Source organism: Methylocystis sp. SB2, from assembly GCF_049817085.1.
GTDB lineage: Bacteria > Pseudomonadota > Alphaproteobacteria > Rhizobiales > Beijerinckiaceae > Methylocystis > Methylocystis rosea.
In genome coordinates this window covers 2,308,759-2,333,293 of record NZ_CP187401.1, presented here as the reverse complement: position 1 = coordinate 2,333,293, position 24,535 = coordinate 2,308,759, and the positions used below count along the sequence as shown (strand labels likewise).

General features: G+C 61.8%; 22 protein-coding genes and 1 tRNA gene. 13 read left to right on the top strand and 10 right to left on the bottom strand.

Going from position 1 to position 24,535, the window contains the following annotated elements; genetic code table 11:
• Window positions 1-55: 55 nt before the first annotated feature.
• A tRNA-His gene (locus tag ACPS74_RS11380) sits at window positions 56-132 on the top strand.
• A 298-nt stretch (window positions 133-430) separates the two neighbouring features.
• A complete protein-coding gene (locus ACPS74_RS11375) occupies window positions 431-1,333 on the top strand; it encodes an aspartyl protease family protein (RefSeq protein ID WP_029649367.1) in 903 nt (300 codons plus the stop codon).
• Window positions 1,334-1,400: 67 nt separating this feature from the next.
• Here the strand turns inward: ACPS74_RS11375 and ACPS74_RS11370 are convergent, their stop codons facing one another.
• From ACPS74_RS11370 to ACPS74_RS11360, 3 genes are read right to left on the bottom strand one after another with little or no spacing between them, the layout of a single operon-like run.
• Window positions 1,401-3,611: a TonB-dependent receptor plug domain-containing protein gene (locus tag ACPS74_RS11370; RefSeq protein WP_244471409.1), complete on the bottom strand. Its 2,211-nt coding sequence runs from the start codon at window positions 3,609-3,611 to the stop codon at window positions 1,401-1,403.
• 15 nt (window positions 3,612-3,626) lie between these two features.
• Entirely contained in the window at window positions 3,627-4,925 is a 1,299-nt protein-coding gene (locus tag ACPS74_RS11365; RefSeq protein WP_029649372.1) for a di-heme oxidoredictase family protein, read from the bottom strand.
• Window positions 4,922-6,223: an ABC transporter substrate-binding protein gene (locus tag ACPS74_RS11360; RefSeq protein ID WP_029649373.1), complete on the bottom strand. Its 1,302-nt coding sequence runs from the start codon at window positions 6,221-6,223 to the stop codon at window positions 4,922-4,924. The genes ACPS74_RS11365 and ACPS74_RS11360 overlap by 4 nt, the downstream gene beginning before the upstream one ends.
• Window positions 6,224-6,580: 357 nt before the next feature.
• On the opposite strand from ACPS74_RS11360, the gene ACPS74_RS11355 reads away from it, so the two are divergent.
• The 4 genes from ACPS74_RS11355 to ACPS74_RS11340 all read left to right on the top strand — a co-directional run bounded on the left by ACPS74_RS11355 (window position 6,581) and on the right by ACPS74_RS11340 (window position 8,934).
• On the top strand, window positions 6,581-7,450 hold the full coding sequence (locus ACPS74_RS11355; RefSeq protein ID WP_029649375.1) for a xanthine dehydrogenase: 870 nt from the start codon (window positions 6,581-6,583) through the stop codon (window positions 7,448-7,450).
• Window positions 7,451-7,525: 75 nt separating this feature from the next.
• Window positions 7,526-8,317: a TOBE domain-containing protein gene (locus ACPS74_RS11350; RefSeq protein WP_018406663.1), complete on the top strand. Its 792-nt coding sequence runs from the start codon at window positions 7,526-7,528 to the stop codon at window positions 8,315-8,317.
• A 102-nt stretch (window positions 8,318-8,419) separates the two neighbouring features.
• Entirely contained in the window at window positions 8,420-8,752 is a 333-nt protein-coding gene (gene hdeA / locus ACPS74_RS11345; RefSeq protein WP_029649376.1) for an acid-activated periplasmic chaperone HdeA, read from the top strand.
• Between the two features lie 32 nt (window positions 8,753-8,784).
• The gene (locus ACPS74_RS11340) at window positions 8,785-8,934 is read left to right on the top strand and encodes a lmo0937 family membrane protein (protein WP_109024397.1); all 150 of its coding nucleotides are present in this window, start codon (window positions 8,785-8,787) and stop codon (window positions 8,932-8,934) included.
• Here ACPS74_RS11340 and ACPS74_RS11335 read toward each other — a convergent pair.
• Window positions 8,931-10,595: an adenosine deaminase family protein gene (locus ACPS74_RS11335; protein ID WP_029649378.1), complete on the bottom strand. Its 1,665-nt coding sequence runs from the start codon at window positions 10,593-10,595 to the stop codon at window positions 8,931-8,933. The genes ACPS74_RS11340 and ACPS74_RS11335 overlap by 4 nt on opposite strands.
• A 161-nt stretch (window positions 10,596-10,756) precedes the next feature.
• Here ACPS74_RS11335 and ACPS74_RS11330 point away from each other — a divergent pair, with 161 nt between their 5' ends.
• From ACPS74_RS11330 to ACPS74_RS11310, 5 genes are all read left to right on the top strand, one after another.
• Complete coding sequence (locus tag ACPS74_RS11330) at window positions 10,757-11,920, top strand: SGNH/GDSL hydrolase family protein (protein WP_029649379.1); 1,164 nt, start codon at window positions 10,757-10,759, stop codon at window positions 11,918-11,920.
• 220 nt (window positions 11,921-12,140) lie between these two features.
• Entirely contained in the window at window positions 12,141-12,557 is a 417-nt protein-coding gene (locus tag ACPS74_RS11325; protein WP_029649380.1) for an SxtJ family membrane protein, read from the top strand.
• A gap of 12 nt (window positions 12,558-12,569) precedes the next feature.
• The gene (locus ACPS74_RS11320) at window positions 12,570-12,716 is read left to right on the top strand and encodes a DUF5989 family protein (protein WP_014891398.1); all 147 of its coding nucleotides are present in this window, start codon (window positions 12,570-12,572) and stop codon (window positions 12,714-12,716) included.
• Window positions 12,717-12,722: 6 nt separating this feature from the next.
• Entirely contained in the window at window positions 12,723-14,558 is a 1,836-nt protein-coding gene (locus ACPS74_RS11315; RefSeq protein WP_029649381.1) for a carbamoyltransferase family protein, read from the top strand.
• 278 nt (window positions 14,559-14,836) lie between these two features.
• The gene (locus ACPS74_RS11310) at window positions 14,837-15,160 is read left to right on the top strand and encodes a hypothetical protein (protein ID WP_036241586.1); all 324 of its coding nucleotides are present in this window, start codon (window positions 14,837-14,839) and stop codon (window positions 15,158-15,160) included.
• A 124-nt stretch (window positions 15,161-15,284) separates the two neighbouring features.
• Here the strand turns inward: ACPS74_RS11310 and ACPS74_RS11305 are convergent, their stop codons facing one another.
• Complete coding sequence (locus ACPS74_RS11305) at window positions 15,285-16,187, bottom strand: isoaspartyl peptidase/L-asparaginase family protein (RefSeq protein WP_029649383.1); 903 nt, start codon at window positions 16,185-16,187, stop codon at window positions 15,285-15,287.
• A gap of 76 nt (window positions 16,188-16,263) precedes the next feature.
• Between ACPS74_RS11305 and ACPS74_RS11300 the strand changes: the two genes are divergently transcribed.
• Together ACPS74_RS11300 and ACPS74_RS11295 are read left to right on the top strand one after the other, a co-directional pair.
• A complete protein-coding gene (locus ACPS74_RS11300) occupies window positions 16,264-16,737 on the top strand; it encodes a cupin domain-containing protein (RefSeq protein ID WP_239753649.1) in 474 nt (157 codons plus the stop codon).
• 430 nt (window positions 16,738-17,167) lie between these two features.
• Window positions 17,168-17,833: a response regulator transcription factor gene (locus tag ACPS74_RS11295; protein ID WP_239753650.1), complete on the top strand. Its 666-nt coding sequence runs from the start codon at window positions 17,168-17,170 to the stop codon at window positions 17,831-17,833.
• Here ACPS74_RS11295 and ACPS74_RS11290 read toward each other — a convergent pair.
• From ACPS74_RS11290 to ACPS74_RS11270, 5 genes are all read right to left on the bottom strand, one after another.
• Window positions 17,826-19,634 (bottom strand): S8 family serine peptidase, encoded by a 1,809-nt coding sequence (locus tag ACPS74_RS11290; protein WP_029649390.1) that lies wholly within the window; start codon window positions 19,632-19,634, stop codon window positions 17,826-17,828. The two genes, ACPS74_RS11295 and ACPS74_RS11290, sit on opposite strands and share 8 nt — an antisense overlap.
• A 61-nt stretch (window positions 19,635-19,695) precedes the next feature.
• The gene (locus tag ACPS74_RS11285; RefSeq protein ID WP_029649392.1) at window positions 19,696-19,941 is read right to left on the bottom strand and encodes a hypothetical protein; all 246 of its coding nucleotides are present in this window, start codon (window positions 19,939-19,941) and stop codon (window positions 19,696-19,698) included.
• Window positions 19,942-20,042: 101 nt separating this feature from the next.
• Window positions 20,043-21,413, bottom strand: a complete 1,371-nt coding sequence (locus ACPS74_RS11280; protein ID WP_239753651.1) for a hypothetical protein — start codon at window positions 21,411-21,413, stop codon at window positions 20,043-20,045.
• A 282-nt stretch (window positions 21,414-21,695) separates the two neighbouring features.
• Entirely contained in the window at window positions 21,696-23,516 is a 1,821-nt protein-coding gene (locus ACPS74_RS11275; protein WP_051381708.1) for an ABC transporter ATP-binding protein/permease, read from the bottom strand.
• A gap of 179 nt (window positions 23,517-23,695) precedes the next feature.
• Window positions 23,696-24,484, bottom strand: a complete 789-nt coding sequence (locus ACPS74_RS11270) for a response regulator (RefSeq protein WP_029649012.1) — start codon at window positions 24,482-24,484, stop codon at window positions 23,696-23,698.
• Between the last annotated feature and the right edge of the window lie 51 nt (window positions 24,485-24,535).

Below are 24,535 nucleotides of genomic sequence, written 5' to 3'. Positions count from 1 at the left end.
CCCTTGCGAAGGCTTGCAATCGCGAACGCTTGCTTTTAGGTTCGCGCCGCTAAACGCCGCCATAGCTCAGTTGGTTAGAGCACCAGATTGTGGATCTGGGGGTCCCCCGTTCGAGCCGGGGTGGCGGTACCATGTATATCGATGTTTCGCATCGACCCCCACCAACCAACAGAAGCTGGCTCACAGCCGTAAGCAGGATGCGGAATTCGCGAACGGTTGCTTACCCCTTATGCAGTCCAGGCGGCAGAATGGAATTGGCCCCATTCCGGACCGTAGCGCCTCTTCCCCTCGACGACCTTTCAATTCGCGAAGCGGCTCGTGACCTTCCATTACGCGCCTCGCTACAAGGGCCAGCGCCTGGAGCTTGCGCGGGAGGCTCAAGACGCGTCTCTTAGCGGCTGAAGGCGTGTTCGGCGGCAGGAAGCAGTTCATGAAACTTTTTCGAGCGACGGCGTTGGTCCTCTTTGCAGCGCTGTTGTTTTCGGTCGCCGCCGTAGGCGCCGAGAGGAGCCGTTCCGTCATTCCGCTGACCTTGACCGAAGATCAATATTCCGGCGGGCGCATCTACCTGCCGGTCCGCATCGGCAATGTCATGGGAAACATGCGCCTTGACACGGGGGCCTCGAGCACGCGCATCAGGCTGGCGCCTTGGAACAAGGATTTGCCGGTGCTCGGCGCAAGCCTCTCCACAGGAGCCTCAGGCGCGACAATGCGCTGTGACGATGTCGAAGCGCAGAATGTCGAACTCGTCGCCGATCAAGGAAACAACGTCGCGCGAGCGAAGTATCAACTCACGCGATGTCCGCCTGGCGATGCTGACGACCTTTTGGGGCTCGATTTTTTCAAAGGCGCGCGATTCAGCCTCGATATCGATCGCCGCGAACTCGTCTTTTTCGGAGACGCGACGGCGAGCGGCCGCCCGAAGCCGTTTCGGCGGCTGGGACCCGACGGGCGTCTTGTCGGCGTCGACCTGCGCCTCGGCGCCACGGCTGCGGTCGGCCTGTTCGACTCGGGCGCGGAAGTCTCGGCCGTCGATCAGCAGTTCATACGCAAGCACAAGGGGCTGTTCACGGCCGTGAAGGCCAAAGCCCGGGCAAGCGGCGTCGGCGGAAAACGCATTTCCTTACAGGTCTACAAGATCAAGTCGCTTGACCTGGGCGAAGGTCGCGTCCTGCGCGACCTCTATGCGATCTCCTATGACTTCGGCGCCTTGCGCGCCGCGCTTGGCCGCGATGTTTCTTTCCTGATCGGCTACAATCTCATCCGGAGATTTGCCTGGGATTTTGATTTTCGCGCGCCGGATTCGCCGACATGGGACGCGAAGCTGAAATAGACGATCCCACTGCGCCGCGCGAGCGCGGCGCAGCGGGTCTCGCGGTGCGTCACAGCCGCGCGCGCGTTCAAAAGTTCACTTTCGACGCGAGATAGAAGGTGCGGCCCGGAGAGGGATAGCCGTCGGCCAGCACATAGTAGTCATCGAAGGCGTTGCGCACGCCCGCCGAGAATTTGATGTTGTCGCCCGGCGTATAATCGGCGTTGAAGTTCGTCAGACAATAAGCGCCGGTCCGATAATACCAATTGCCGTTTGTAATGGTCGTCCAGCGAGCGTCCGCGACTTCCAGGCTTGGCGTCAAGGTCAGCTGGGGAATGGGGCGGTATCCGGCGTAAAGAAACATTTTAAAGTCGGGCACGCCCGTCGGCTGAAAATTGAGGATCGACGGCGAATAGACCCGGCGCCGAATGAAGGTGACATTGCCGCCGAGCGAAAAATCCTCGCGTACGAAATAGTCGGCCGAGATTTCCGCGCCCCAGAACCTCCCGCCGCCGACATTCTGCGACTGCGTGACATTGGCGCCGAACTGCGGCGCAGGCACGCTTTGGATGAGTTTGTCGACAAGGCTGTAGAAGACGTCGACCGACACCCGCATTCCCGGCGCAATAAGACTTGACCAGCCGAGATCGAAATTGGTGGCGCGTTCGGGCATGAGCGTGGGATTGGACGTCGCGCCGCCAAAGCGCGTGCTAAAACGCTCGAAAAGCGTCGGATAGCGGGTTCGGCTCGAGCCGTTGAAGTAAACGCGGTCCGTGTCGTTATAGCGCCAGATCGCTGCGCCCTGATAGTTCGGCGCCTGCACGTCGATGGGCTGATAATTGATGACGCCCTGCGGAACGGCGAAGCCTTGCGCCTGGCGCAGATGCCGCCAATCATAGCTGAAGCCGGCAACGATATCGATGTCCTGCCTCGGGTGGAATGTGTTCTCCACGGCCGCCGAATAGGTATCTTCGATGCTGGAGATCAGCGGCTGAGTGAAGCACGGCACGCTGGTCACGCAGCCCGAGCGCGTGCCGCGAAAATTCTGCCCGAAATTCTCCTGCCACTCGGAATGATTGTCGAGGCGATAGAAGAACAGCGCTTTCAGCGTGTCGATGTCCCCGATCTGCGCGCCCGCCTCAACCTCTGCGCCGAGCGCATAATCGGCGTATGCGCTGTTGAAGGATCGAGGCAGCGACTGATTGATGAAGGAAGGATCGTCATAGGAGACGAGCGAATTGTCGAATTTGCTCCAATAGCCGCGCGTCTTCACATAGGCGGCTTCATTGAGCTGAGTTCTCGACAGGAAATAGAGGTTCTGGACCCGCCAATACGGCCATCGCCAGAAGCGCTGCGTGGCTATGGGATCAGTCGTATGAAGCGGCGCGCCCTTTTGTCCCTCCTGGCGGCTGAAGCTTAGGGAATATTCGTCAGTCGCGTTGGGCGTCACGCCCACGCGCGCATTGATATTGTAGTCTTGCGTATAGGATTGACCGCGCATGCCCGGTCCCTGAGCGAGCGTCGAGCGATAGCTCGCGGGCAGCATCCAGCCGTCGTAGTTCTGGAAGGTGCCGCTGAGCTGCGCATAATACATGTCCTTTTTCGTGCCGACGAAACCGTAGGTCATCGGCCCCAGGAATGTGCCGTCGCGACCAAAGTCGAATCGCGTGCGCCATTCGGCTTCAATCTCTCGGGTGGGTCTGCGCGTCACCAGATTGATTTGACCGCCCATGCCGCCCGGACCGTCGAGCACCGAGACATAGCCCTTGGCGATTTGCACTTCGGCGATGTCGGCGGTGAGAAAGCGCGCGAAATCGAGTCTGTTGTCGACCGGCAGATAAACGCGAACGCCGTCGACGGTGAGCGGCACCTGCCAGCGATCGAACCCGCGTACATAAATATTTTGCTCATTGCGTGAATTGCCGGAGATCTGACTGTTGACGCCCGGCGCGATATTGACCGCGCTGTCGAGCGTTGGCCGTGCAAAGGTCTCCATCTGTCTGTTGGTGATGGTGTAGCCGCCGAAGGCGTCGGTGTGCTGACTGGGCGTCGGACCATTGTCGATCTTTTCCGATGGAACCGCTTGCGTAGAGCGCGACTCGCCTGCGCCGTCGCCGGGTTCTGCAGCGCGTGTCGGGACGCCGAGCCGGCGTGCGCCGACTTTGATCTGGCCGAGTTCGAAGGCTTTGGGCGCGTTCACTTCGATCGGCGGCAGCGGCGTCTGCGCGTCCACAGGAGTTGATAGCGCGAGAAGAACGCCGCCTGAAATCGCCGTTGTCGTCAGCAGCCTGGTCATCATTTGCCCCCATGGACATCAGAGAGAGTTGAGGAAAGCGAACAGCGCGTCGCGCTGACGTTCGGGAAGATCGCGGAACGCGTTTGCGGATGATTGCGCCTCGCCGCCGTGCCAGAGGATCGCCTCTGCGAGCGTGCGCGCCCTGCCGTCGTGCAGAAAATCCGCGCCGTCTCCGCCTTTGCCGGCGAGGCCCAATCCCCAGAGCGGCGGCGTTCGCCAGTCTCTTGGACCAGCCTCGAAATCTTCGCGGCCGTCGGCGAGCCCGTCGCCCATGTCGTGCAGCAGAAGGTCGGTGTAGGGATGAATCTCGACGCCGTTGAGCGCGGGCTGCAGCGAGAAGTCCGCAACATGCAGCGCGTCGCGATGGCAGTTCGAACAGCCGATGTCATGGAACAGAACGTCGCCGTCCTTGACGCGCGGGTCGTCGAGATTGCGCCTGGCCGGCGGCGCAAGCGCGCGGATGTAATCGACGACGGCGTCGAGTTGAGCGTCGGTCAATTCCGGTATCGAAGCGCCGCGACGGCATTCGCTGCGAGTCGGCGCGCAGCTCTCGGCAGGAAACAGCGACGACGTTATCCCGATGTCTTCGACGAAGGCGTTGGCGATCTGCTGCTTGAGATTTGGCTGATTGGCTTTGAGTCCGAAGCGGCCGAGCATCCTCTGACCGGTCTCAACGCTGAAGACGAAATTTGGTCTGCCCGCGCCGGCGAGAATTTCGCTCTCAGAGACCGACTCGAGCAGACCCAAGCCGAAGACCGGCGGCGCATTGCGCAGCGACGTCTTCGTCTCGGGCCCGAGCGGACCGTAAGCGAGATTGCGGAAGGCGAGCGTCGGCCGACGAAGCCTTACTGTCGCGCCATCAGAGAGCGCCACATCGAATTCCGCGTAGTCGACGACGGGCTGGCCTTCGCCAGCAACGCCGGGAACGCCTTCAGGATTGAGCTGAGCGCCGTAATCAGGATGAACGCGCGGTCCGCCATGCGCGTCCTTTCCCTCGACGCTCAGCCTCGCCGCCATCGTGCGCGCGACGCCATTTTCGCTGTCTGGCGCGGCGCCCCGACCATTCTTGACGTGGCAGGCGATGCAGGAAAGCCGGTTGTAGAACGGACCAAGACCGACAAAGTCTGGATGGTCCTGCGACGGTCCGATGACCCAGGCCTGGCGGAAAATCCCGCTCCCCTTGCGAAAGCTCGCGGCATGTTCGCCGTCCAATCCTTCAACCGGCTGGATGAAGGCCTCGGTGTCGGGGCCGCTCGTCTCATAGCGCGCGGCGCCCGCGAGCATCGCGGCGCATAGAAGGACGCCGAAGCGTTTCATGGCGCCGGCTCCAGGCCTTTGACGAGCTCACGCGCCTGTCGCCGCGCCGCGCCGATCTCCTCGCGCCATTGTGCGATTTGCTGCGGATCGATGGCGTCGCGACGCGCGAAGCGCTCGAGGAAGGGCGCTGCGCGCGCGTCGCTTTCGGACACCGGAACGAAGCCGGCGAATCTCTTCGCTTCGCCGAGCGCCGCCATGGCTTTCGCATTGCCGGCGAATTTTTTCTCGGCGTCGTGAATCTTGCGCCAGAGTTCGGCGCTCTCGGCATGGCCTTCGACGATCGCGAGATCGAAGAGCAGCGCGATCAGCGGCGGCCGGCGGCGGCCGATCTCCAAATCGTAGTCGAGGAGCGTTGACGCCGGCAGCGCAAAGGGATCGGCAAAGCCCTGCGGCGCGCTTTGATAGGCGTCGGGTCGCGCCGGATGCCGGCGGCTGTCGCGCTCCATCATCAGTCGCTGGCCGTCGGTCGACAGCAGGAAGTCGATGAAGGCCTGCGCAGCGGCGACGTGCTCGGAGCCGGCGGTCATCGCGACATGGGCGGGCAGAAACGCCGTGCGCTCCGGATAGATCATCTCGACCGCAGCGCCATTGGCTTTGGCGATCTCGGCGAAGAAATCGATCGTCAGCGCGAGCGCCGCTTTGCCTTCGCGCACAGAGGCCGTCGGCGCGACTCCGGAATCGAGCAGCGTCGCCTCGCCGGCCATCTCGCCAAGAAGACGCCAACCTGTGTCCCAACCTTCGCTCTGCAGAACGATGTCATAGAGCGCAGGCGAGAAGCCGACCTTTGAGGCGATCGGCATGTCGAGCCGGCGCGCATATTCGGGCGACGCGAGGTCGCGCCAGCGTCGCGGCGCGGAAAGGCCGGCCGCCGCCAGCGCGCTTGGATTTGAGACGACCCCATAGCCGGCGACATCATAGGCTTCGTAGAGGCCCGCGGGATCGGACAATTGCTGCGCGTCCAGTCGGCCGGGAAGCGCAGCGCGGTCGACGGATATTTTGCGAAACGCGCCACGGTCGCGAAGCAGCGCGAAATTCGCCGGCGCAGGCGCCCAATAGACATCCGCGCCCCCTTGGTCGGGCTTGGCGAGTTCGACAAGCGCGTCGCGAGACTGCTTCCAGACGAACTGAACGTGGATTTGCGGGTGATTGCGCTCGAACTCCCGCTCGTAACGGGTGGTCAGTTCTTCAGGAAAGCTGGTGACGACGGTGATCGTCTCATTGGCCGACGCGCCGGACGGCGGAGTGCATAGAAGGCTGAAAAAGCTTGCGAATGCAGCGACGGCGACAGCGCGGATCATGTGATCGATAACCGTTATGTAGTTAGCTTACATAGTGCTTGACTACAAACGAGCGGTACAAAAGTCAATGTTAGAACTTTAAGCAACGTATGATCAGTACATGTGCAAAACTGTATGGACATATCGATGTTGATATGTTCTCCGATAACATAGCGCTGTTCGACAAAAATAGTTAGATATTTCAAAATGATAACTGGAATAATTTCAGCGCCGTTTGCTGTTTGTTCGTATTGTCGGCTTCAATACAAAATGCGTGAAACGAGGATTCTCCGCCGCCTGGCCGGCGCCGAATTCCCTGCAAAACAAAGGCGCGCGACTTGGCGCGTCATTTGCTGAAAAGGCGCCGGAGGGCGCCCCATGCCAGGCTTTTCAGCAAAAGAATTCCTCTCCGACTGCAGTGAGCATTTCGTCATCATCCTCGGCACGAACGAGATCGCCTCCGCGGTCGCGGCGCGATTGACATGGGAGCGGCGCCGCGTGGTTCTCAGCCATGACGCTTACCCGCCGGTCATCCGACGAGGGATGGCCTTTCACGACGCGCTTTATGGAGATCGCGCCGAAGTCGACGGCGTGGTCGCCGATCTGACGCAAACGACGCTGGATGTGGTCGACGTCTTGTCCCGGCCGGGACATGTCGCCGTTTCGCCTCTGCCCTTGACGGATCTCATCCCTCTGCGCGCGCCCGACGTTCTGATCGACGCCCGCATGCAAAAGCACCGCGTCACGCCGGATCTGCGCGGGATCGCAGGTCTCGTGATCGGGCTGGGTCCAAACTTCACGGCGGGCTGGAACTGCGACGTGGCGATCGAGACTCATCCGGCGCATACGGGCGAACTGCTCGAAAACGGCGCGACGCTGCCTTCAGACGGCGTCGCTCGCGTGCTCGGCGGCGTCGGCAAGGAGCGTTTCATCTACGCGGCGCGCGACGGCATCTGGCGGACGCCGCTCGACATCGGCGCTCGGGTTTTCAGAGATTATCTCCTCGGCCGACTCGACGGCCTTCCCATCCAGGCGCCGATGGACGGCTTCCTGCGCGGGATCGCGCGTGACGGGGTGCATGCGGCGCGGGGCGTCAAGCTCGTGGAAATCGATCCGCGCGGACGCGCCTCGAACTGGACCGGAACCGACGAACGCGGCCGCGCCATCGCCGAGGCGGTGGTCAGGGCGATCGCTGAGTCGCCGGCGGGGGGACGGAGACCCTCGCGGACGAGAGTAACGCTCCACTAACCGAACATTCATCTTAGCCGCGGTTGCCTCCGGCCGTCTTGCCCTGTATCCGGGCGATGAGGCGGGACGCAGGACATGGCCGAAGGCAAGATCGATGCTTCACTGGCGCTGCGTAGCGAGGGCCGACTCCTCGTTGGGCGCGACCGCGTGAAGCTTCTCGAGGCCGTCGCCCTTCACGGCAGCATCACCAAGGCCGCCAAGGCGGTCGGCTTCAGCTACAAGGCCGCATGGGACGCGGTGAACGCGATCAACAATCTCTTACCGACGCCCGCCTTCATCACCAAGGCTGGAGGCCGCAGCGGCGGCGGCGCCGAAGTGACGGAAGAAGGACGCCGGCTGATCGCCACCTTCCACCGCCTCGAAGAAAAACTTGCGCGCATCTCCGAGACGATCGCCGAGGAGGGTCTCGCGGGCGCCGAGGATTTTCTGCTGTGGACCACGGGCATGACAATTTCCGCGCGCAATGTTTTTCGCGCCGAAGTGACTCAGGTCAAGAAGTGGCCGGTCGACGTCGAAGTGACGCTGCGCGTGTCGGAAAAGGATACGATCCTGGCGATCGTCACCAATGAATCAGCCGAGCGACTGGGCCTTTCTCGCGGGCGCAAGGCGCTGGCGCTGATCAAGGCGTCCTTCGTCAATCTGGCGCCAGCGGGGGACGCGACTCCGCTGCAGCGCAATTGCTTCCGGGGCGTGGTCACGCAGCGGATTGACGCCGAACGCAATAGCGAAATCCTGCTCGACGTCGGTTTCGGAAAGACAATGACCGCGGTGACGCCGCGCCACCTTGTTGAAGACATGGGACTGAAAGAAGGGGACGCCGCGCTGGCGACCTTCGACGCTGCGGACGTCATTTTGGCGGTGGAATAGCGGGTCTGCGACGGCGCCAGCTCGAACTGGATACCGGCGCAATTCCGCAATAGTCTCTCGGCGACGCTTTTCGCAGAAGGCGTGGACTCGAAGGAGCATCCGATGAAGCGAATTTATTTCATTGCCGCGGCCGCATTGTCTTTTTACGCGACGAACGCGCTCGCCGAAACGAAGAAGCCGACGTCCAAATGGACGTGCGAGGATTTCCTGGCGGTCGACGACCAATTTCAGCCCAAGGTGATCTACTGGTCTTCTGCGCAGAGCAAGAAAGGCAAGCCGCTCGCAACGGACGTCGATATCGAAGGAACGGAGAAGGTCATTCCTATAATCATCGATGATTGCAAGAAGGCGCCGCAAGAGTCTTTCTGGACGAAGCTCAAGGGCGCTTGGAAAAAGGTCGAGACCGACGCAAAGTCGCTTGGCAAAAAGTTGTGACCCCCCTTGCTGGCCAAATGGAAGGCTGAACAATGCTTGAAACGATCGCGGTCATCCTCGTCATCATGTGGCTGCTCGGGCTGGTCTCCTCATATACGCTCGGCGGCTTTATCCACATACTGCTTGTCATCGCCATCATCGTGATTGTGCTGCGCGTCATTCAGGGCCGCAGCATTCTTTAGCGAACGCCGCGCGAGGAACGCTCTCGTTTGGCCGAAGACGAAGGCGGGGAAGCGAGCGCTACGCTGTTCGCTGGCTTTCCCCCGCCCCCGCTCCATGTCGACTCGAAGCGCGCGAAGCGCGTCTCGAGCGCCCATTGCAGTCTGGCTTTTTCGGAACCGGCCAAGAAACGACGACACTCGGCGGAAGGCGAAGTCCCGCCAGGCTGTGCGTCGAGGCAAGCCGAAACGGGGCGCGCGGCCGCAGGATCGCGCCACAGGCTCTCCCCGGGAAGAAAAGCGTAACTCAGGCTGTTTCGAGAGAGCTGTTTCAAGTCGCGGTAGGAAAGTTGGTAGACGCGCGCGGCGCGCTGATATTCGTGCGTGAGATCGATTCGCGATACGCCCTCGTCGTCGGTCGATAGGGCCGTCGGCACGCCCGCGTTGCGATAGAGCGGGAATGGATGGTTCGCGCCTTCGACGCCGAGAATTTGCGCATTGGACGTGAGATTGATCTCGACCATTATTCCATCGCGCGCCATTCGCGCCATCAGACCTTTGGCGTCGTGCTCGAAGCCGATGTCGACGCCATGGCCGATGCGCCCCGCGCCGGCGACCTCGACCGCCTCGCGAATATGGAAGGTCAGGTCCTTGGGAGGCACGAGCCCCATTGTCAGCTCCCCGGCATGGAGACTGATCCGCGCCTTCGGGTGGCGGCGCCCGATGTCGCCGACGATCCGCATCTGTTCGCTATAATTTCCCAGCGTGATTTCATCGTCCTCAGCGGCGACGAGGTTCAATCCGACGACCGGCCCCTCGCGCGAGGCGAGACGCGCCGCAAGCGCCGTCTGCGCAAACAACTTCGCGCGATCGACATTGCGATAGACCTGGGCGAGAAACCGTACCGCGACGTCGCATCCGGGCCGACGATGAACCATGTCGCCGCAGGCGAGCCGCCGGTCCTTGTCGGCGACGACGGCGACGACGCTCTCCGCCGCACGCTTGACGAGGTCGCCGAGACCTTTGGCGTCGAGCGCCGCAAGCATTGCGTCGGGATCGTCCTTCCAGCCGATCTGCTCGCCAAGATCGCGCGCCTCGCCCATCAGCGGACTGATCATCAACTCGAGATAGAGGACATTCTGGGACGCGGCGCGCTCGACAACCTCCGCGAGAGCGGCGCCGATATTGTTTCCTGTCACATCTGAAAAGCGGAAGAAGCTGTTGAAGAACTGATCATGGCCGCTCACGCGCGCGGTGATAACGTCGCGCATCGACCAAGCGTTGACCGCGTCTCGGTAGGCCTGCGTCGAGCGCAACGCCTCGTCCAAAGGCGGCTTGGATGCGGCGTCGCAAGGCGGCGGCAGCGCGGCCTTGCTCTTGACGTCAAAACACCACCCCTCCGCGCGCGCCCAAGCCAATGCGCTCTCCGCATAGACGGCGCCGGCAAGGTGATTGTGCAAATCGGCGCCTTTCGGCATTTCGACAAGGAAGCTGCGTAGAGCGGCGCCATTGCCGCGCAAGGCTTCCAGCGCCGCGGACGTGTCGCTCACGGCGGCGGCGCGCGACATATCGCGCGCATGGACCGCGCAGCCGCCCCATGCGACGGCGAGGGCCGTGCAGAAAATCCGCAACGACGCAGAGCTCGGCAGGATTTCAGTAAGCGAACAGCTGAGACGCGAGATCATGAGCAGCTCCGAGACGCGATTTACTGCGGCTTCTTAGCGCACCGCAAAGGCCGTGAGCATTCGGCGACGCAAAAGGATTTTTTTGCAAAGGAAGCTTGCTCCTTTCAGTCGATCTATGACAAGACTGGCGCCCACAATCCCGGGGAAGCCAAATTTGGCCAATGTCGATGTCGTGGTCGCGCAAAAACTCAACATACAAGCTGTTTCGCATTCTTTTCATCAACTTTGGCCTGCTCCTCAGTCTCGTCGTCGTTGCGGAGATAGTACTTCATCTCGTCTACAGGGGCGGCAATCCGTTTCTGGCGCCTGCGAGAAACGAGTTGCGGGTAAGCGATCCGCATTACACCCATGGCCTGAAGCCCAATTTTCACGGCTTCGACGCCTGGGGCTCCAATAAATTTCCCATTTTCACCAATTCACTGGGGTTTAGAGACGCCGCCGTGCGCAGCGTGCCGATGACGGCGGACCGCAAGCGCGTCGTCTTTATCGGCGACTCCTTCACGGAAAGCCTTGGCGTTCCTTACGAACAGTCTTTCGTCGGCCTTTTTGCGCAGGCGTTTCCCGCACTCGATGTGTTGAATGCGGGCGTCTCGAGCTACGCGCCGTCCGTCTATTACGAGAAGCTCAAATATTTTCTCGACTCTGGGCTCACCTTCGATGAGGCCGTCGTCTACATCGATATCTCCGACATACAGGACGAAGCCATTCTCTATTCGTATGATAAAAATGGCGCATTGCAGATGGGCTTGTTTCAGACCGGCGCTGAGGAATGTTCGCCGGTGCCGCGCCCGCCGCTGCCGCGCCCGGAGAAGCGATGGTGGGAGAAAGTCTCCTATGTCGGGGAATTCCTCGGTCAGATGCGCTATTCGGCGCAGTTGGGGAGAGCGATCGAACAGGCGAGCTTCGAGGATTTCGCGAAATCGCGCAGCGTTTATAGTCGTGACTACGCGCGTCCAAGTTGGACGTATAGCGACGATTCCAGCTGCTATGGCGCTCTAGGGATCGAAGCGTCAATCGACAAAGCCAAAAAGCAGATGGATCGCCTGCATGAACTTCTGTCGTCGCGCGGCATCGCGCTTTCGGTTGGCGTCTATCCGTGGCCGCAACAGCTTCTCTACGACGGCGAGAACTCGCGGCAAGCTCGGCTCTGGCGCGACTGGTGCGCGGGCAAATGCAGGAGATATTTCGATCACTTCCCCGACTTTTTTCAATACAAGGCGCAAAACGCTGATTTTCTCAAATCGCTGTATTTCTGGGGAGACTTTCACTTCAACGACCGGGGCAACGAACTCCTGGCGCGCCAACTCATCAAGAATTACGAATAAGTGCGCGACCGGCCCGCGACGGCTTGGCAACCTGCGGAAATAACGCGATGGGAGTGACGCTCCCCAGGCCCGGCGCGGCGGACCGGCAGCTTGATACGCCGGGCGATATCCCTTAATTTGCGCCTTGAAATGAGGCGAATTGGAATTTGGTGAAGCATCGCGAAGGTTTGCTGTTCGCGAGCCGCGGAGATGGTGAGGCGACCTGGGGGGTCTCGTCTGAATGTCGCATGAGGACTATTCGAGAGACCGTTCCGCCGCTATGGGGTCCGATCGATCGTTCGGGCTGGTGATCGCCGCGGCGATCACGGTCATCAGCATGTTGCCGCTTCGGCACGGCGAGGCGCCTCACTTCTGGGGGCTCGCCGCAGCGCTTGGTTTCGCCGCGGCGGCGTTCGTCGCGCCAGCCAAACTGCGGCCGCTTAACCGACTGTGGCACCAGCTGGGCTTGGCGCTGCACAAAATCACCAACCCGATCATCATGGGCGTCCTGTTCTTTGGAGTGATCCTCCCGATCGCGGTGATTTTCCGACTGCGCCGCGCCGATCCGCTCAAACTTTCGTTCGACAAGAACGCGACGTCCTACTGGACCATGCGCAATACGCCCGAAGGGGCGAGCGACATGAGCAAGCAATTCTGAGGGAGAGATAAAATGAGTTTCCTGCTCGAACTTTGGGATTATCTCAAAACCAGTAAGAAATATTGGATGGCGCCGGTTCTGGTCATCATGCTGCTGATCGGCGCGCTGATCGTTCTGCAGGGCACCGCGGTCGCTCCGTTCATCTATACGCTGTTTTAAAGCGCGATGCGGATACTTGGCATTTCCGCCTTCTACCACGACAGCGCAGCCGCCGTGGTGGAGGATGGCGAAATTATCGCCGCCGCTCAGGAAGAGCGATTTTCGCGCAAAAAGCACGACTCGCGCTTTCCTCGTCACGCGATCGACTATTGTCTTGAGGCCGCCGGCGCCGCGCCTCAAGACATAGATTTCGTGGCCTTCTACGACAAGCCGTTCGTCAAATTCGAGCGGCTGCTGGAAACCTATATCGCCTTTGCGCCGCGCGGATTTCAGTCGTTCAAGATGTCGCTGCCTCTGTGGCTGCGCGAAAAGCTCTTTCAAAAGTCGCTGCTGTTGAAAGAGATGAAGGCCTATTCGGCGGATGTCGACTGGTCGAAAAGGCTGCTGTTCGCCGAGCATCACTTCAGCCACGCCGCCAGCGCCTTCTACCCCTCTCCGTTCAAGGACGCGATCGTTCTGACGATGGATGGGGTCGGCGAGTGGGCGACGACGTCGGTCGCTTTGGGCAGTGACAATCAACTGACCATGCAGCGCGAATTGCGCTTCCCACATTCCCTGGGCCTGCTGTATTCGGCTTTCACATATTACACCGGGTTTAAGGTGAACTCTGGCGAATACAAGCTGATGGGCCTTGCGCCCTATGGCGAGCCGAAATACGCCGATTTGATCCTGGATAATTTAATTGACCTGAAGCCGGACGGCACCTTCCGACTCGATCAGTCGTATTTCGATTATTGCACCGGACTACGAATGACCAACGCCAAGTTCGACGAACTTTTCGGCGGACCGGCGCGCAAGCCGGAGGAACTCCTGACGCAGCGGCACATGGATATCGCCGCCTCGATACAGGCGGTCACCGAGGAGATCGTCCTCAGGCTTACCCGTGCGCTCGCCAAAGAGACCGGCGCACGCAATCTTTGTCTCGCCGGCGGCGTGGCGCTGAATTGCGTCGCGAATGGAAAACTGCTGCGCGACGGCAGCTTTGACCAGATTTGGATTCAGCCGGCGGCCGGCGACGCTGGCGGCGCGCTCGGCGCGGCGCTCGCCGGCTACTATCACTACAAAAAAAATCCCCGAAGCCTCAACGGCGGCGGCGACGCCATGCGCGGCTCCTATCTCGGTCCTTCGTTCCCGCAAGCCGAGATCGAGCGCCGGCTACACGCCGTGGGCGCCAAATTCGTGCCGATGGCGGAAGGCGATCTTATCGAAGCGGCGGCGCGGGACCTTGCCGACGAAAAGGCGGTTGGCTGGTTTCAAGGCCGCATGGAATTCGGGCCGCGCGCGCTTGGCGGGCGGTCGATCCTGGGCGATCCGCGTTCCGACACGATGCAGAAAACGCTCAATCTCAAGATCAAATATCGCGAGTCGTTTCGGCCCTTCGCGCCTTCGGTGTTGCGCGAGGATGTCGCGGACTGGTTTGAGCTCGAAGGCGACTCCCCGTACATGCTGCTCGTCGCCGACGTCGCCGCAAAACATCGTCACGCAATGACGGCTGAGCAGCAAAACCTGTTTGGCATCGACAAGCTCAATGTTCCGCGCAGCGCCATCCCGGCCGTGACCCACGTCGACTATTCCGCGCGGATTCAGACCGTGCATCAGGAGACGAATCCGCGCTATCACGCGCTGCTTACGGCGTTCAAGCGAATGACCGCCTGTCCCGTCCTCGTCAATACGAGCTTCAATGTGCGCGGCGAACCCATCGTCTGCACCCCCGAGGACGCCTTCGGCTGCTTCATGGGCACGGAGATGGACACGCTGGTGATCGGCGACTGCTATCTGCGCAAAGATGATCAGAACGCGTCGCTGAAGCACGATTATAAAGAAATGTTTGAACTGGACTGACCGCAACTTGCGTTTTTTCATGAGCAGATCGGTCAGCATTCAATGACTGACTTCTGAGCGCGCGCGGATTTTTGCTCTTCGTCAGGATCTCATCTCCAAATTTAAGTGATCGCTATTGGCGTGATGTCGATCGGCGCCGACGGCTTGACGACGCCGTTCTATGCACAGGAAAGGAACGCCGCTCAGCTTGACGGATTGCGCAAAGCCGCGTCTCCTTTTTGAAGACTGCCTAAACGCCTGAGATTGCATCGCATTTTTGTTTATTGATGGAGCGGCAAATGGATTCTGATCGCGTCAGTCGGGATAGTCTTGTCCACCATCTGCGCGACGCCCTGCCCCTCTCCGCTCGCCCCCGGCCGGCGCTCCTCGCATTTCTGCGCGCGCGCGGCGCAATCGGGCGAAGCGCGCCGCGGCTCGTCGTCGTCGACATCTTCGATGCGGGCGAAACGCAGGGTCTGATGTGCCGCTTCGAGATCGCTGGCGAAATCGACGCCCTAAGTTTCGTCGCGCCGTTGACGCAACTTGCGCTCGATCGGAGGCACCCTCTGGCGCAGCGGCTCGCCGAGCGTCGACGGCATACGCCGCGCACAGGGGCGGTCTGAGACGACCGCGCCTAGAGCAGGTTCCGAATAAGTTGACAGACTTTTTCGATGAGAACCTGCTCCAACCATTTTGCGTTTGAGCGATTCCTATCGATCACATGACTCCATGTGATCGATACGCGCTCTATGTTGTCTCGACCCGAACGACGCCCTCGGCGAATGTCGCCGTCAGCATGCCCGGGGTCGCGTGCGCCCGTCCGCATCTCCCCTCGCGATCGACGAGAATGAGGCCGCCGCGGCCGTCCACTCTGTCGACGAGATAGCGTATCGCGGCGCGGGCCGCTTCTTCAGCCTGCATCGAGCGAAATTCGACGAAACAGGCGGCGGCGCGCGCCAACGTCGTGCGGATGAAATCCTCGCCGACGCCGGTGCAGGACACCGCGCAACTGGCATTATCGGCGAATGTTCCCGCGCCGATGAGCGGCGAATCGCCGACGCGGCCGGCGCGCTGGTTCACGACGCCCCCGGTCGACGTCGCTGCTGCAAGATCGCCGTTGCGATCGCGCGCGACGGCGCCCACCGTGCCGAGCTTCGCATCGGTCGCGTCAGAATGATCGAGCGCGATCTCGTGCTTTCGCTTCGCCTTGGCGAGCTGCGCGACGCGTTCTTCGGTCCTGAAGTAGTCGTCGCTTTCGAACGCGAACTGCTGCTCTCGCGCGAAGCGCTCGGCTCCCGCGCCAACAAGCAGCACATGGCCGCTCTTCCCCATCACCTCATACGCCAGACGCACCGGATTTCTGACGCCGCGTATCGCGGCGACGGCGCCTGCCTTAAGGGTGCGGCCGTCCATGATCGACGCGTCGCATAAGGCGTCGCCTTCGGCGTTGAGCACGGAACCGCGACCGGCGTTGAAAAGCGGATCGTCTTCGAGCAGCGCGACGCAGTGAACAACCGCATCTAGCGACGAAGATCCCTTTGCAAGAAGACTGGCGCCCGATTCAACGATCGTGCGCAAGGAAGCCTCATAACGATGCGGATCGCGAATCGCGCCGGCGCCGCCATGGATCATCAGAGAAACGTCGCTCATCGCCCAACCAGCCGCTTGTCGATGCGTCTCGCGCCTGCGCTATAGTCTCGCGCCTCAAACCTCTGGAGTGAACGCCATGCGCAACCCATTGCTTCTTTCCTTGATCTTTGCAGCCCTTGTGTCGACGGCGGCGTCAGAGACGTCGATCATAGGCAATAAGGATGGGAAGGATATTGTGACGGTGCGTGTCGGCGAAGCGTCACAATCGAAGCAGTCGCTCCCGATCTTCCCTGGAATTTCTACAAAGACCGCCGGCGCAAAGGGATTGTCGCTGCTAAAGGTCGTCATTCCTCCCGGCGGCAAGGCGCAGGCTCACACCCATAAGGGCCATGAGTCCGCAATTTATCTCCTGCAAGGCCGTGTCGAGACGCGCTATGGCGAAAATCTCGAAAAGCGCGTCGTGAACGTCGCTGGCGATTTTATCTTCATTCCTCCTGACGTGCTGCATCAGCCCGTAAACTTGAGCGACAGCGAAGCAGCGATCGCCATCGTCGCCCGCAATGACGGCGACGAACAGGAGCATGTCATTCTCCATCCGACGAAGAAATAGCGGACGCTAATCTACATCGCTCATCGCAAACTGCGCCTTGGCGTCTTGAAAGCAGCTTCGAACGCAAACAGCTGTCGAGGCTTTTCAAACCATTCATTTGCAGGAGGACAAAGCTCGCGAAAGCGCGCTTATGAAACCCCATGTTGACTGTCGCCCCATACGCCTCCTGGAGGCGTCATGATGGCTAAATGTCGATGCGGTTTAACAACGGCCATGACGCTGAAACCGAAAAATTGCAGGCGATGACGCCCGGGCGTCACGCCTTTCAAAACGCGCCAATGTATTAGGCGCCCACTCAGACATAGCGCTCAGGAGTAGTTCCATGCCTCGGTTTGCGGCCTTCCGAGACGATTCCGCCCTGGACCCCGGTCTCTCAGCGCAGAGCGCGTTTGTTCCTACATCGGCAAATCCGCCGCGAAACGCGCGCATCTTGATCGTCAGCGACATGCGCCTGTTCAGCGAGGCGCTTGGCTTGCGTCTTGGGCAGCACGAGGGAATGTCCGTCGTCGGGGTCGTCGAGTGTGACGCCGCGCGGGCGGTAGCGGCTGATTTGGCGCCCGATATTGCTCTGCTCGACGTCGGCGAGTTGGAAGGCCTTGCGATCGCGCAAGGTCTCGCCGCGCAGCATCCCGATTTGCGAATCGTCGCCATCGGCGCGCCGGCATCGGCTAGCCCAGCACTGGCGGCCGCTTGTCCATCGATCGTCGGCGTCATCCCTCGCGAAGGGTCGATTGAAGATGTTGTCGAACTGCTCGAGCGATTGACAGCGGCGCCCGCGATTCATTCCGTCGAGGAGCGTCGGCCTATCGGCAAGGAGTCGCTCTCGTCCGGCGCGGACGCAAAGGACGCGCTTACGGCGCGCGAGCGGGAAATACTTGAACTGATCGAGCGCGGGCTGCCCAATAAGGAGATCGCCCGTCGGTTACGCATCGAACTCGGCACGGTGAAGAATCACGTGCACAATGTTCTGCAGAAGCTGCAAGTGCGCGGCCGTGGCGAAGCGGCGCACTCGATGCGAAAGCGCTCCCCCGCACATGACGGAGAAGCGCTTCATTCGCCGATTGATCGGAGACCGCTCGTGCTTGCGACTAAATAAGTCCCGCGGCCCGCAACTGCATCATGCGCTGAATGATCGCCGGATTGACCCTTTGCATCATCGCAGGATCGATGGCCCAAGGCGCTGGCGCGCTCAGCGGAGCAAATCCGTCGATCATGGCGCCCGCGGGAGCCAGTCCCGCGTTCGCCGGCGCAGCCGCGCCCAAAGGCTGAGCCGCGGCGAGACTGGGTGTGCGCTCAAAATCCGGCGCGCCGGCTCCTTCGCGCGTGGCGTCGCCGAGATAGCGGACGCCCGACGCGGCCAACAACGAGAAGAGCTGCGCGACGCGTTGCTCGTTGCGCCCCGTCCGCGCCCCAGCGAGGAGCGGATGGTGCGCGAGAAGCAGCGCCGCCATGCCGGTGACGTGAGGCGTCGCCATCGAGGTGCCGTCCCAAGCCGCATAGCCTCCGCCAGGTACGGTGGAGACAATTGCAACGCCCGGCGCCGCGACAGTGATCTGCGGCCCAAAGCACGTGAATTTCGGCGAGAACATCGTCCCCGCGACAAGTTGCGGAACGACCGTCTGAGCGTGGTAGCTGTCAGAAGGAAACTCGTCGAGTTTGCCCATCGCGGCGACCGTCAGCACTGTCGGCAGCATGCCGGGAAATTGCACGGGTCCGCTGGAGTTTCCGGCGGCGACGATGCAGGCGACGCCGCTCTGGCGCGCTTCGGAGATTTTCTGGGCGACGAGTTCGGAAGGATCGCCGCTGCCAAGGCTCATATTGACGACGTCGAGCTGCCGTTCGATGCATTCGTCGAGCGCGTCGATAAGATCGCTGAACCGTCCGCCGGGAAATACTTTCAACGCGTGAACTTCCGCCCTCGGCGCAAAGCCGCGAATGCCGGCGACGCCATCGGAGGCGGCCGTAATGATTCCGGCGCAATGCGTTCCATGGCCGATTTGATCATTCGACCAACTCGTCTTGTCGCCGCCATTGGTGAGATCGGCGCCCCGCGTCACATGGCGCAACTGCGGGTGCGCGCTGTCGCAACCTGAATCGATGATGCCGATCTTGACGCCGGCGCCGGTGAATGAAGGATCGAGCCGGTCGAGCTTCATGAGGCGCTGGCCCCAGCCAACCATGCCGTTTTGAGGAAAGCCGTTGAAGCGTTCGGTCAGCGGACGCAATTGCACCGTGTTCACGGCGCCGGCCTGAAGCGCTGGCGCGCGGAGCATACGATCCCAATGATCGGCGGCAGGTTTGACGTAAATCGCCTGGATCGTTTCAAGCGGTCCGCCAAAAACCGTCACGACGACTTCGCCGCGCTCATTCGTGACGCCTTGGCCCGGAAAGCCCTGGCCATAGACATAGACGGTGGCCTTGGGCAGCGGCTTGCCGCCAGCGCCGACGACGCGCAGCTGAACGTCGACTCCGACGCCCGCCGCTATCGGCATGGCTCCGTTGAAGTCGAAAGGACGGAAGTCGTCCGAGGCGCGAAGAAAGGCGTCGCGCTCCACGATGACGTTGGGCGGCGCCGACGCCTGCAGCGCTGCGCCGCGCGCAGGGTCCATCTCGGCGACGAGAATTTCCGGCGACTGCGAAGAGGGACCCCCGGCGGAAAAGGCAGTGAGACCGCGCGGCTGAATTCGCCGCACAATCTTTACGTCGGGGAGCGCATTGGCGAGATCCATGGCGGAAGCAGGCGCAAATCCAGGAACGCGCCGTGAGGCGATCATAAAGCGCTCCGTGGGCGCTATCGCCATCGGTTCGACCCGCGCTTCGGCACCATTCGGCGCAGGCGCGGCGGGCTCTGGGTTGTGGCCATTAGGCGCAGGATTGCTATTGTCGGGACCAGCCATTTCGACTCTCCTAATAAATTCGGGCCAGCCTGCGCATCGCCATGAAGGACGCGCGCCGGCGCTAAAATGGTTTCAGCGGAGCGTTTGGTTCGATGATCAGGGTCGCGCCAAATTGTTCGCGCAATTGACTTGCGCTCGCCGCAGGTAAAGCGACGACCAGCCTCGGTTGACCGGCCTTGCCGGCGCGCTGAAGAATTGCGGCGCCGGGAACAGACTGCATCGCCTGTTCAAAAGCAGCTAAATCTTCTACGCCCGCCGCGTTCCGCGGCGCCACCAGAAATTGATCGATGCCGTTCGTTGCGCTCATGTCGCGATCCTGATCTCTTGAGGGCTTCCGGGCCGATGAATCGGCCCGGAAGCTGCAGCTGATCATTCTTCATGCGTCGCGTCGATCGCGTCGCTCAAACGTCAGCCATACATCGGCGCCTGCATCTGCGGCACGTAGTAGACGGGCTGCGGCGCGGCGTCGAAGGGCAGGAAGCGCTGGGCCAGTCCGCCCACCGTGCCGCCGATCGTCTGACCGAGTCCCGCATTGCCGAAGCGACCGCCAATCCAGCCGCCAACGGGTCCGCCGATCGCGCCAAGCGCATCACCGACGATGCCCTGCGGCGCAAACACAGGCGCAGCCGTCTGGGGGACATAATAAGTTCCAGCCGGTGGGCCAGCTTCGAACGGCAGGAAGCGCTGGGCAAGTCCGCCCACCACATTGCCAACCGTCTGGCCAGCGCCGGCGTTGCCGAAGCGTCCGCCGATCCAGTTGCCAACCCGGCCCCCGACCGCGCCGAGCGCATCGCCGATGAAGCCCTGCGGAACGAAAACCGGCTCCGCCTCGAACGGCAGGAAGCGCTGAGCGAGACCGCCCACCGTGCCGCCGATCGTCTGACCGAGTCCCGCATTGCCGAAGCGGCCGCCGATGAAACCGCCGAGCGGCGCCCCGATCGCGCCGAGCGCGTCGCCGACGATCCCCTGCGGCGCGAACACCGGCGCGGATTCGAACGGCAGGAAACGCTGAGCGAGACCGCCCACCGTTCCGCCGATCGTCTGGCCGAGTCCGGCGTTGCCGAAGCGGCCGCCAATGAAGCCGCCGAGCGGCGCACCGATCGCGCCGAGCGCATCGCCGACGATCCCCTGCGGCGCGAACACCGGCGCGGATTCGAACGGCAGGAAACGCTGAGCGAGACCGCCCACCGTTCCGCCGATCGTCTGGCCGAGTCCGGCGTTGCCGAAGCGGCCGCCAATGAAGCCGCCGAGCGGCGCGCCGATGGCGCCGAGCGCGTCGCCTACGATTCCCTGAGGCGCAAAGCCGGGCGCGGCCGTCTGCGGGACGTAATAGGTCCCGGCGTAGGGCTGCGGGCCGGCGTCGAACGGCAGGAAGCGCTGGGCAAGACCGCCCACCGTGCCGCCGATCGTCTGGCCGAGACCGGCGTTGCCGAAGCGGCCGCCGATGAAGCCGCCGAGCGGCGCCCCGATAGCGCCGAGCGCGTCGCCTACGATCCCCTGAGGCGCAAAGCCGGGCGAAGCCGTTTGCGGGACGTAATAGGTCCCGGCGTAGGCCTGCGGGCCGGCCTCAAACGGCAGCAACCCGCCGAGCACGCCGCCCGCGACGTTGCCGATCTGCCGACCGAGATTCTGGTTGCCGAAGGCGCGGCCAATCGCGCCGCCGCCTAATCCGCCCAGCGCGCTGCCGAGCGCGCCGCCGATAAAGCCCTGCGGCGCAAACATCTGATCCATGGTCACGCCCATCGGCGCGACCGATGGCGTTGCTCCGTTGTAAGCCATTTGCATATCTGATCCTCCCAAAGGGTCAAAGAAATCTGCGCCGCTCAAATGCAATGTCGCGTTTGCTCATCGACGCAGAGCAAACGATATGTCCTTCGGGAAGTCCGATATATGGATCGTTGGGCACAGTTGAGGATACATGCGCGGCGAACGCCTGGCGCGCTTTACCGATCACATGGAATCATGTGGTCGGTAGGGAATCGCTCAACATCAAAATGTTGGAGCAGGTTCTTACCGAAAAAGCCTGTCAACTTTTTCGGAGCCTGCCCTAGCGCCAACAAATCAATGAAGCGCGGCGTCGTCGAACAAGTGCCACAGGGATTTTTGCAGCTTACGGCTCGTAATATGCGCGCCGGCGGGGCGACGCTCAAGAACGAGTTTCTTGTCGTGAAAATCTTCCATGCCAACGCGATGGCCGACGCTGATCACCGTCGCGCCGGCGAGATCTTCATTGAACAGGCGCAGCATCGAAACCTGACTCTCTTCGTCGAGCGCCGACGTCGCCTCATCCATGATGATGATCTGCGGCCTTTCCAGCAAGAGCCGAACAAAAGCGGTTCGCTGCCGCTCGCCGCCGGAAAGCGTTTGGTCCCAGCGCTGCTCTTCGTCGAGATGCTTGACGAGATAACCCAGGCCGCATCGCCGCATCGCGCCTTCGAGCATGTCGTCGGTGATGTCCTTGTCGGAAATTGAATAGAGCATGGCCTGACGAAGCGTGCCCAGGGGGATGTACGGCTTCTGCGGCACAAAGGCGATGTGGGCGTCTTTCGGCAGGAGAATACGCCCGGAGCCCCACGGCCATAACCCGGCGAGGGCGCGAACAAGCGTGCTCTTTCCCGTGCCGCTCGGCCCCGCCACCAGCAGCTTTTCGCCAGTGGGAATGACAACGTTCGCGCCAGCAATCACGATTCGGCCATTGCGATGCGCGACCGCGAGATCTTCTAGGTGAATCGTGTCGTCGTCGCTGACGCCGATATCGATGAACTCTTTCTCCTCCATGATGACGGCGATATCCAGACTCTCGAGCGCTTCTGCGAGTTCGTCGACCCGGTTGGCCGAGGCCATCCACTCCGCGACGCGCACCGAATTGTCGATGAACCAGTTGAAGGCGATCTGCACCGAGACGAAGGCGGCGGTAAGCTGCATGACCGCGCCGAGCGTGAGCGCGCCCGTGAGATATTTGGGCGCGACGAGCACGAGCGGAATAAGCGGCACCAGCGCGCCATTGGCGCTCTGCACGGTGGCGATGACCCCGTTGCGATGGATCTGGCGAATCCAGGCGGTGACGACGCGTCGATAGTTCTGCAGGACAGAACTCAATTCGTCTGCATCGCCGCGAATGAGCGCAATGCTTTCCGCGTTTTCCTTCAGCCGTGTGAGTTCAGAGAGGAACTGCGCTTCAGCTTCATTCTTCTGCGCAACGGCCGGAACCAGCGGACGGCCGGCGAAGTAGGCGAGGCCGCCGGCGATCGTCGCATAAATCACCGCGGCGAAGCCGAGATACCCCGGCAACACGAGGCGCGCCCCAAACAGATTCAGCTCCAGGGCGCCGCCAACGGTCCATAGAATCCCGACGAAGGCCAACGCCGTCGCCAGCGCCGTCAAAAAGCCGACGGCGAATTCGACCAGCGGCTCGACGGCAAGTTGCACGTCCTTGGCGATCCGGTATTCCGGCGAGGTTTGCTCGGCTGCGGCGATCTCGAGACGGTAGTAGCGTTGGTCCTCGAGCCACCAGCCTGCGAGTTTCTCAGTGAGCCATTCTCGCCAGCGCATCTGCAGCGTCATGCGCGCGACGAGCGTTCCGCTGATGGCGAGGCCGCTGAATGCGACGAGGGCGGGCAACAGGATCGTCGCCCAACTCAACGCTTCGACGTTCTTGCTTTCGAGCGCGTCGAAAAACTTGCGGTTCCATTCGTTGATGCTGAGCTGCGCCCCAAGCTGCAGCGCGATGCACAGGGCGACGAACCCTGTCAGGCTCCATGCCCGTCGGCTCTGCTCGCCGGCCCAAAATCCCAGAGCAAGCGCGCAGAACTCCCGCCAACGCGCTCGAGCAGGCCGCGTCGCCTCTGCAGCTACGTTTGCCGCTATAGCTTGACTATTCACAGTCCAAGAGCCCCCTCGGCTCGAGCGCGCCGAAAGCGACGTAGGCTCTTCTCGAGCGGCTCAGCGGAGCCCTTATGCGCGTATCTTATATGGCGCGCCGAAACAGCTAGACTACAGCTTTGAAGCGGCCTTTTCGTGAAACTTGGGCGGCGTTGATGGGGATATTCCGCTGCGAGCCGCTAGGCCGCGCGAGACGCCTTGCGCTCGAAGAACAGCGCCTGACTGATCGTCGCCTTGACCGTATCGACCTTGTACGGCTTGCTGATGAGAAAAGCCGGCTCGGGCCGCTCGCCGGTCAGTAGGCGTTCGGGAAATGCAGTGATGAAAATCACTGGCGCGTCGAAGCTTTCGAGCATTTCGTTGACGGCGTTCAGACCAGAGCTGCCGTCGGCAAGCTGAATGTCCGCGAGAATGAGCCCTGGCCGCTTGCGCGCCGCGAGCTCCACGGCTTCCTGATGGGTGCGGGCGACGCCGATGATGCGATGGCCCAGATCGCGCGCGATGAACTCGATGTCCTGCGCAATGAGCGATTCATCCTCGATGATGAGCACGTCCGTCGCAACGCGTTCAGCGATTTCCCGGCCGGCCTCCGTCACGAGCGCTTCGACCTCTTCTTCGGTCGCGCCGAGTATCGCGGCGGCGTCAGCGACCGAAAACCCTTCGACCGTGCGCAGCAAAAAGGCCTGTCGCGACCGCGGCGTCAGCAAGCTGATATTGCGCTGCGCCGCGGATATCTCGTCATCGGGCGCTGCTTCGGTGTTCAACCGGATCGACGACCACGACGTCATGAAGAGGTGGTAAAGCCCGACTTTGGGCGACATATTCGGTGGAAACGCATCCGGATCCACCACCAGCGCCTCGAGCGTGGCGACGACGTAAGCGTCGCCGCTCTTTTGCGAGCCGCAGAGCGCCCGCGCAAACCGGCGCAGGTATGGCAGGTGCACCGCAATTTCCCGGGAGAGGTTCATGGTTTCATCCTATGCCGCCCAGCGCCCAAGTCAATTCAAGCGCCCGCTGAT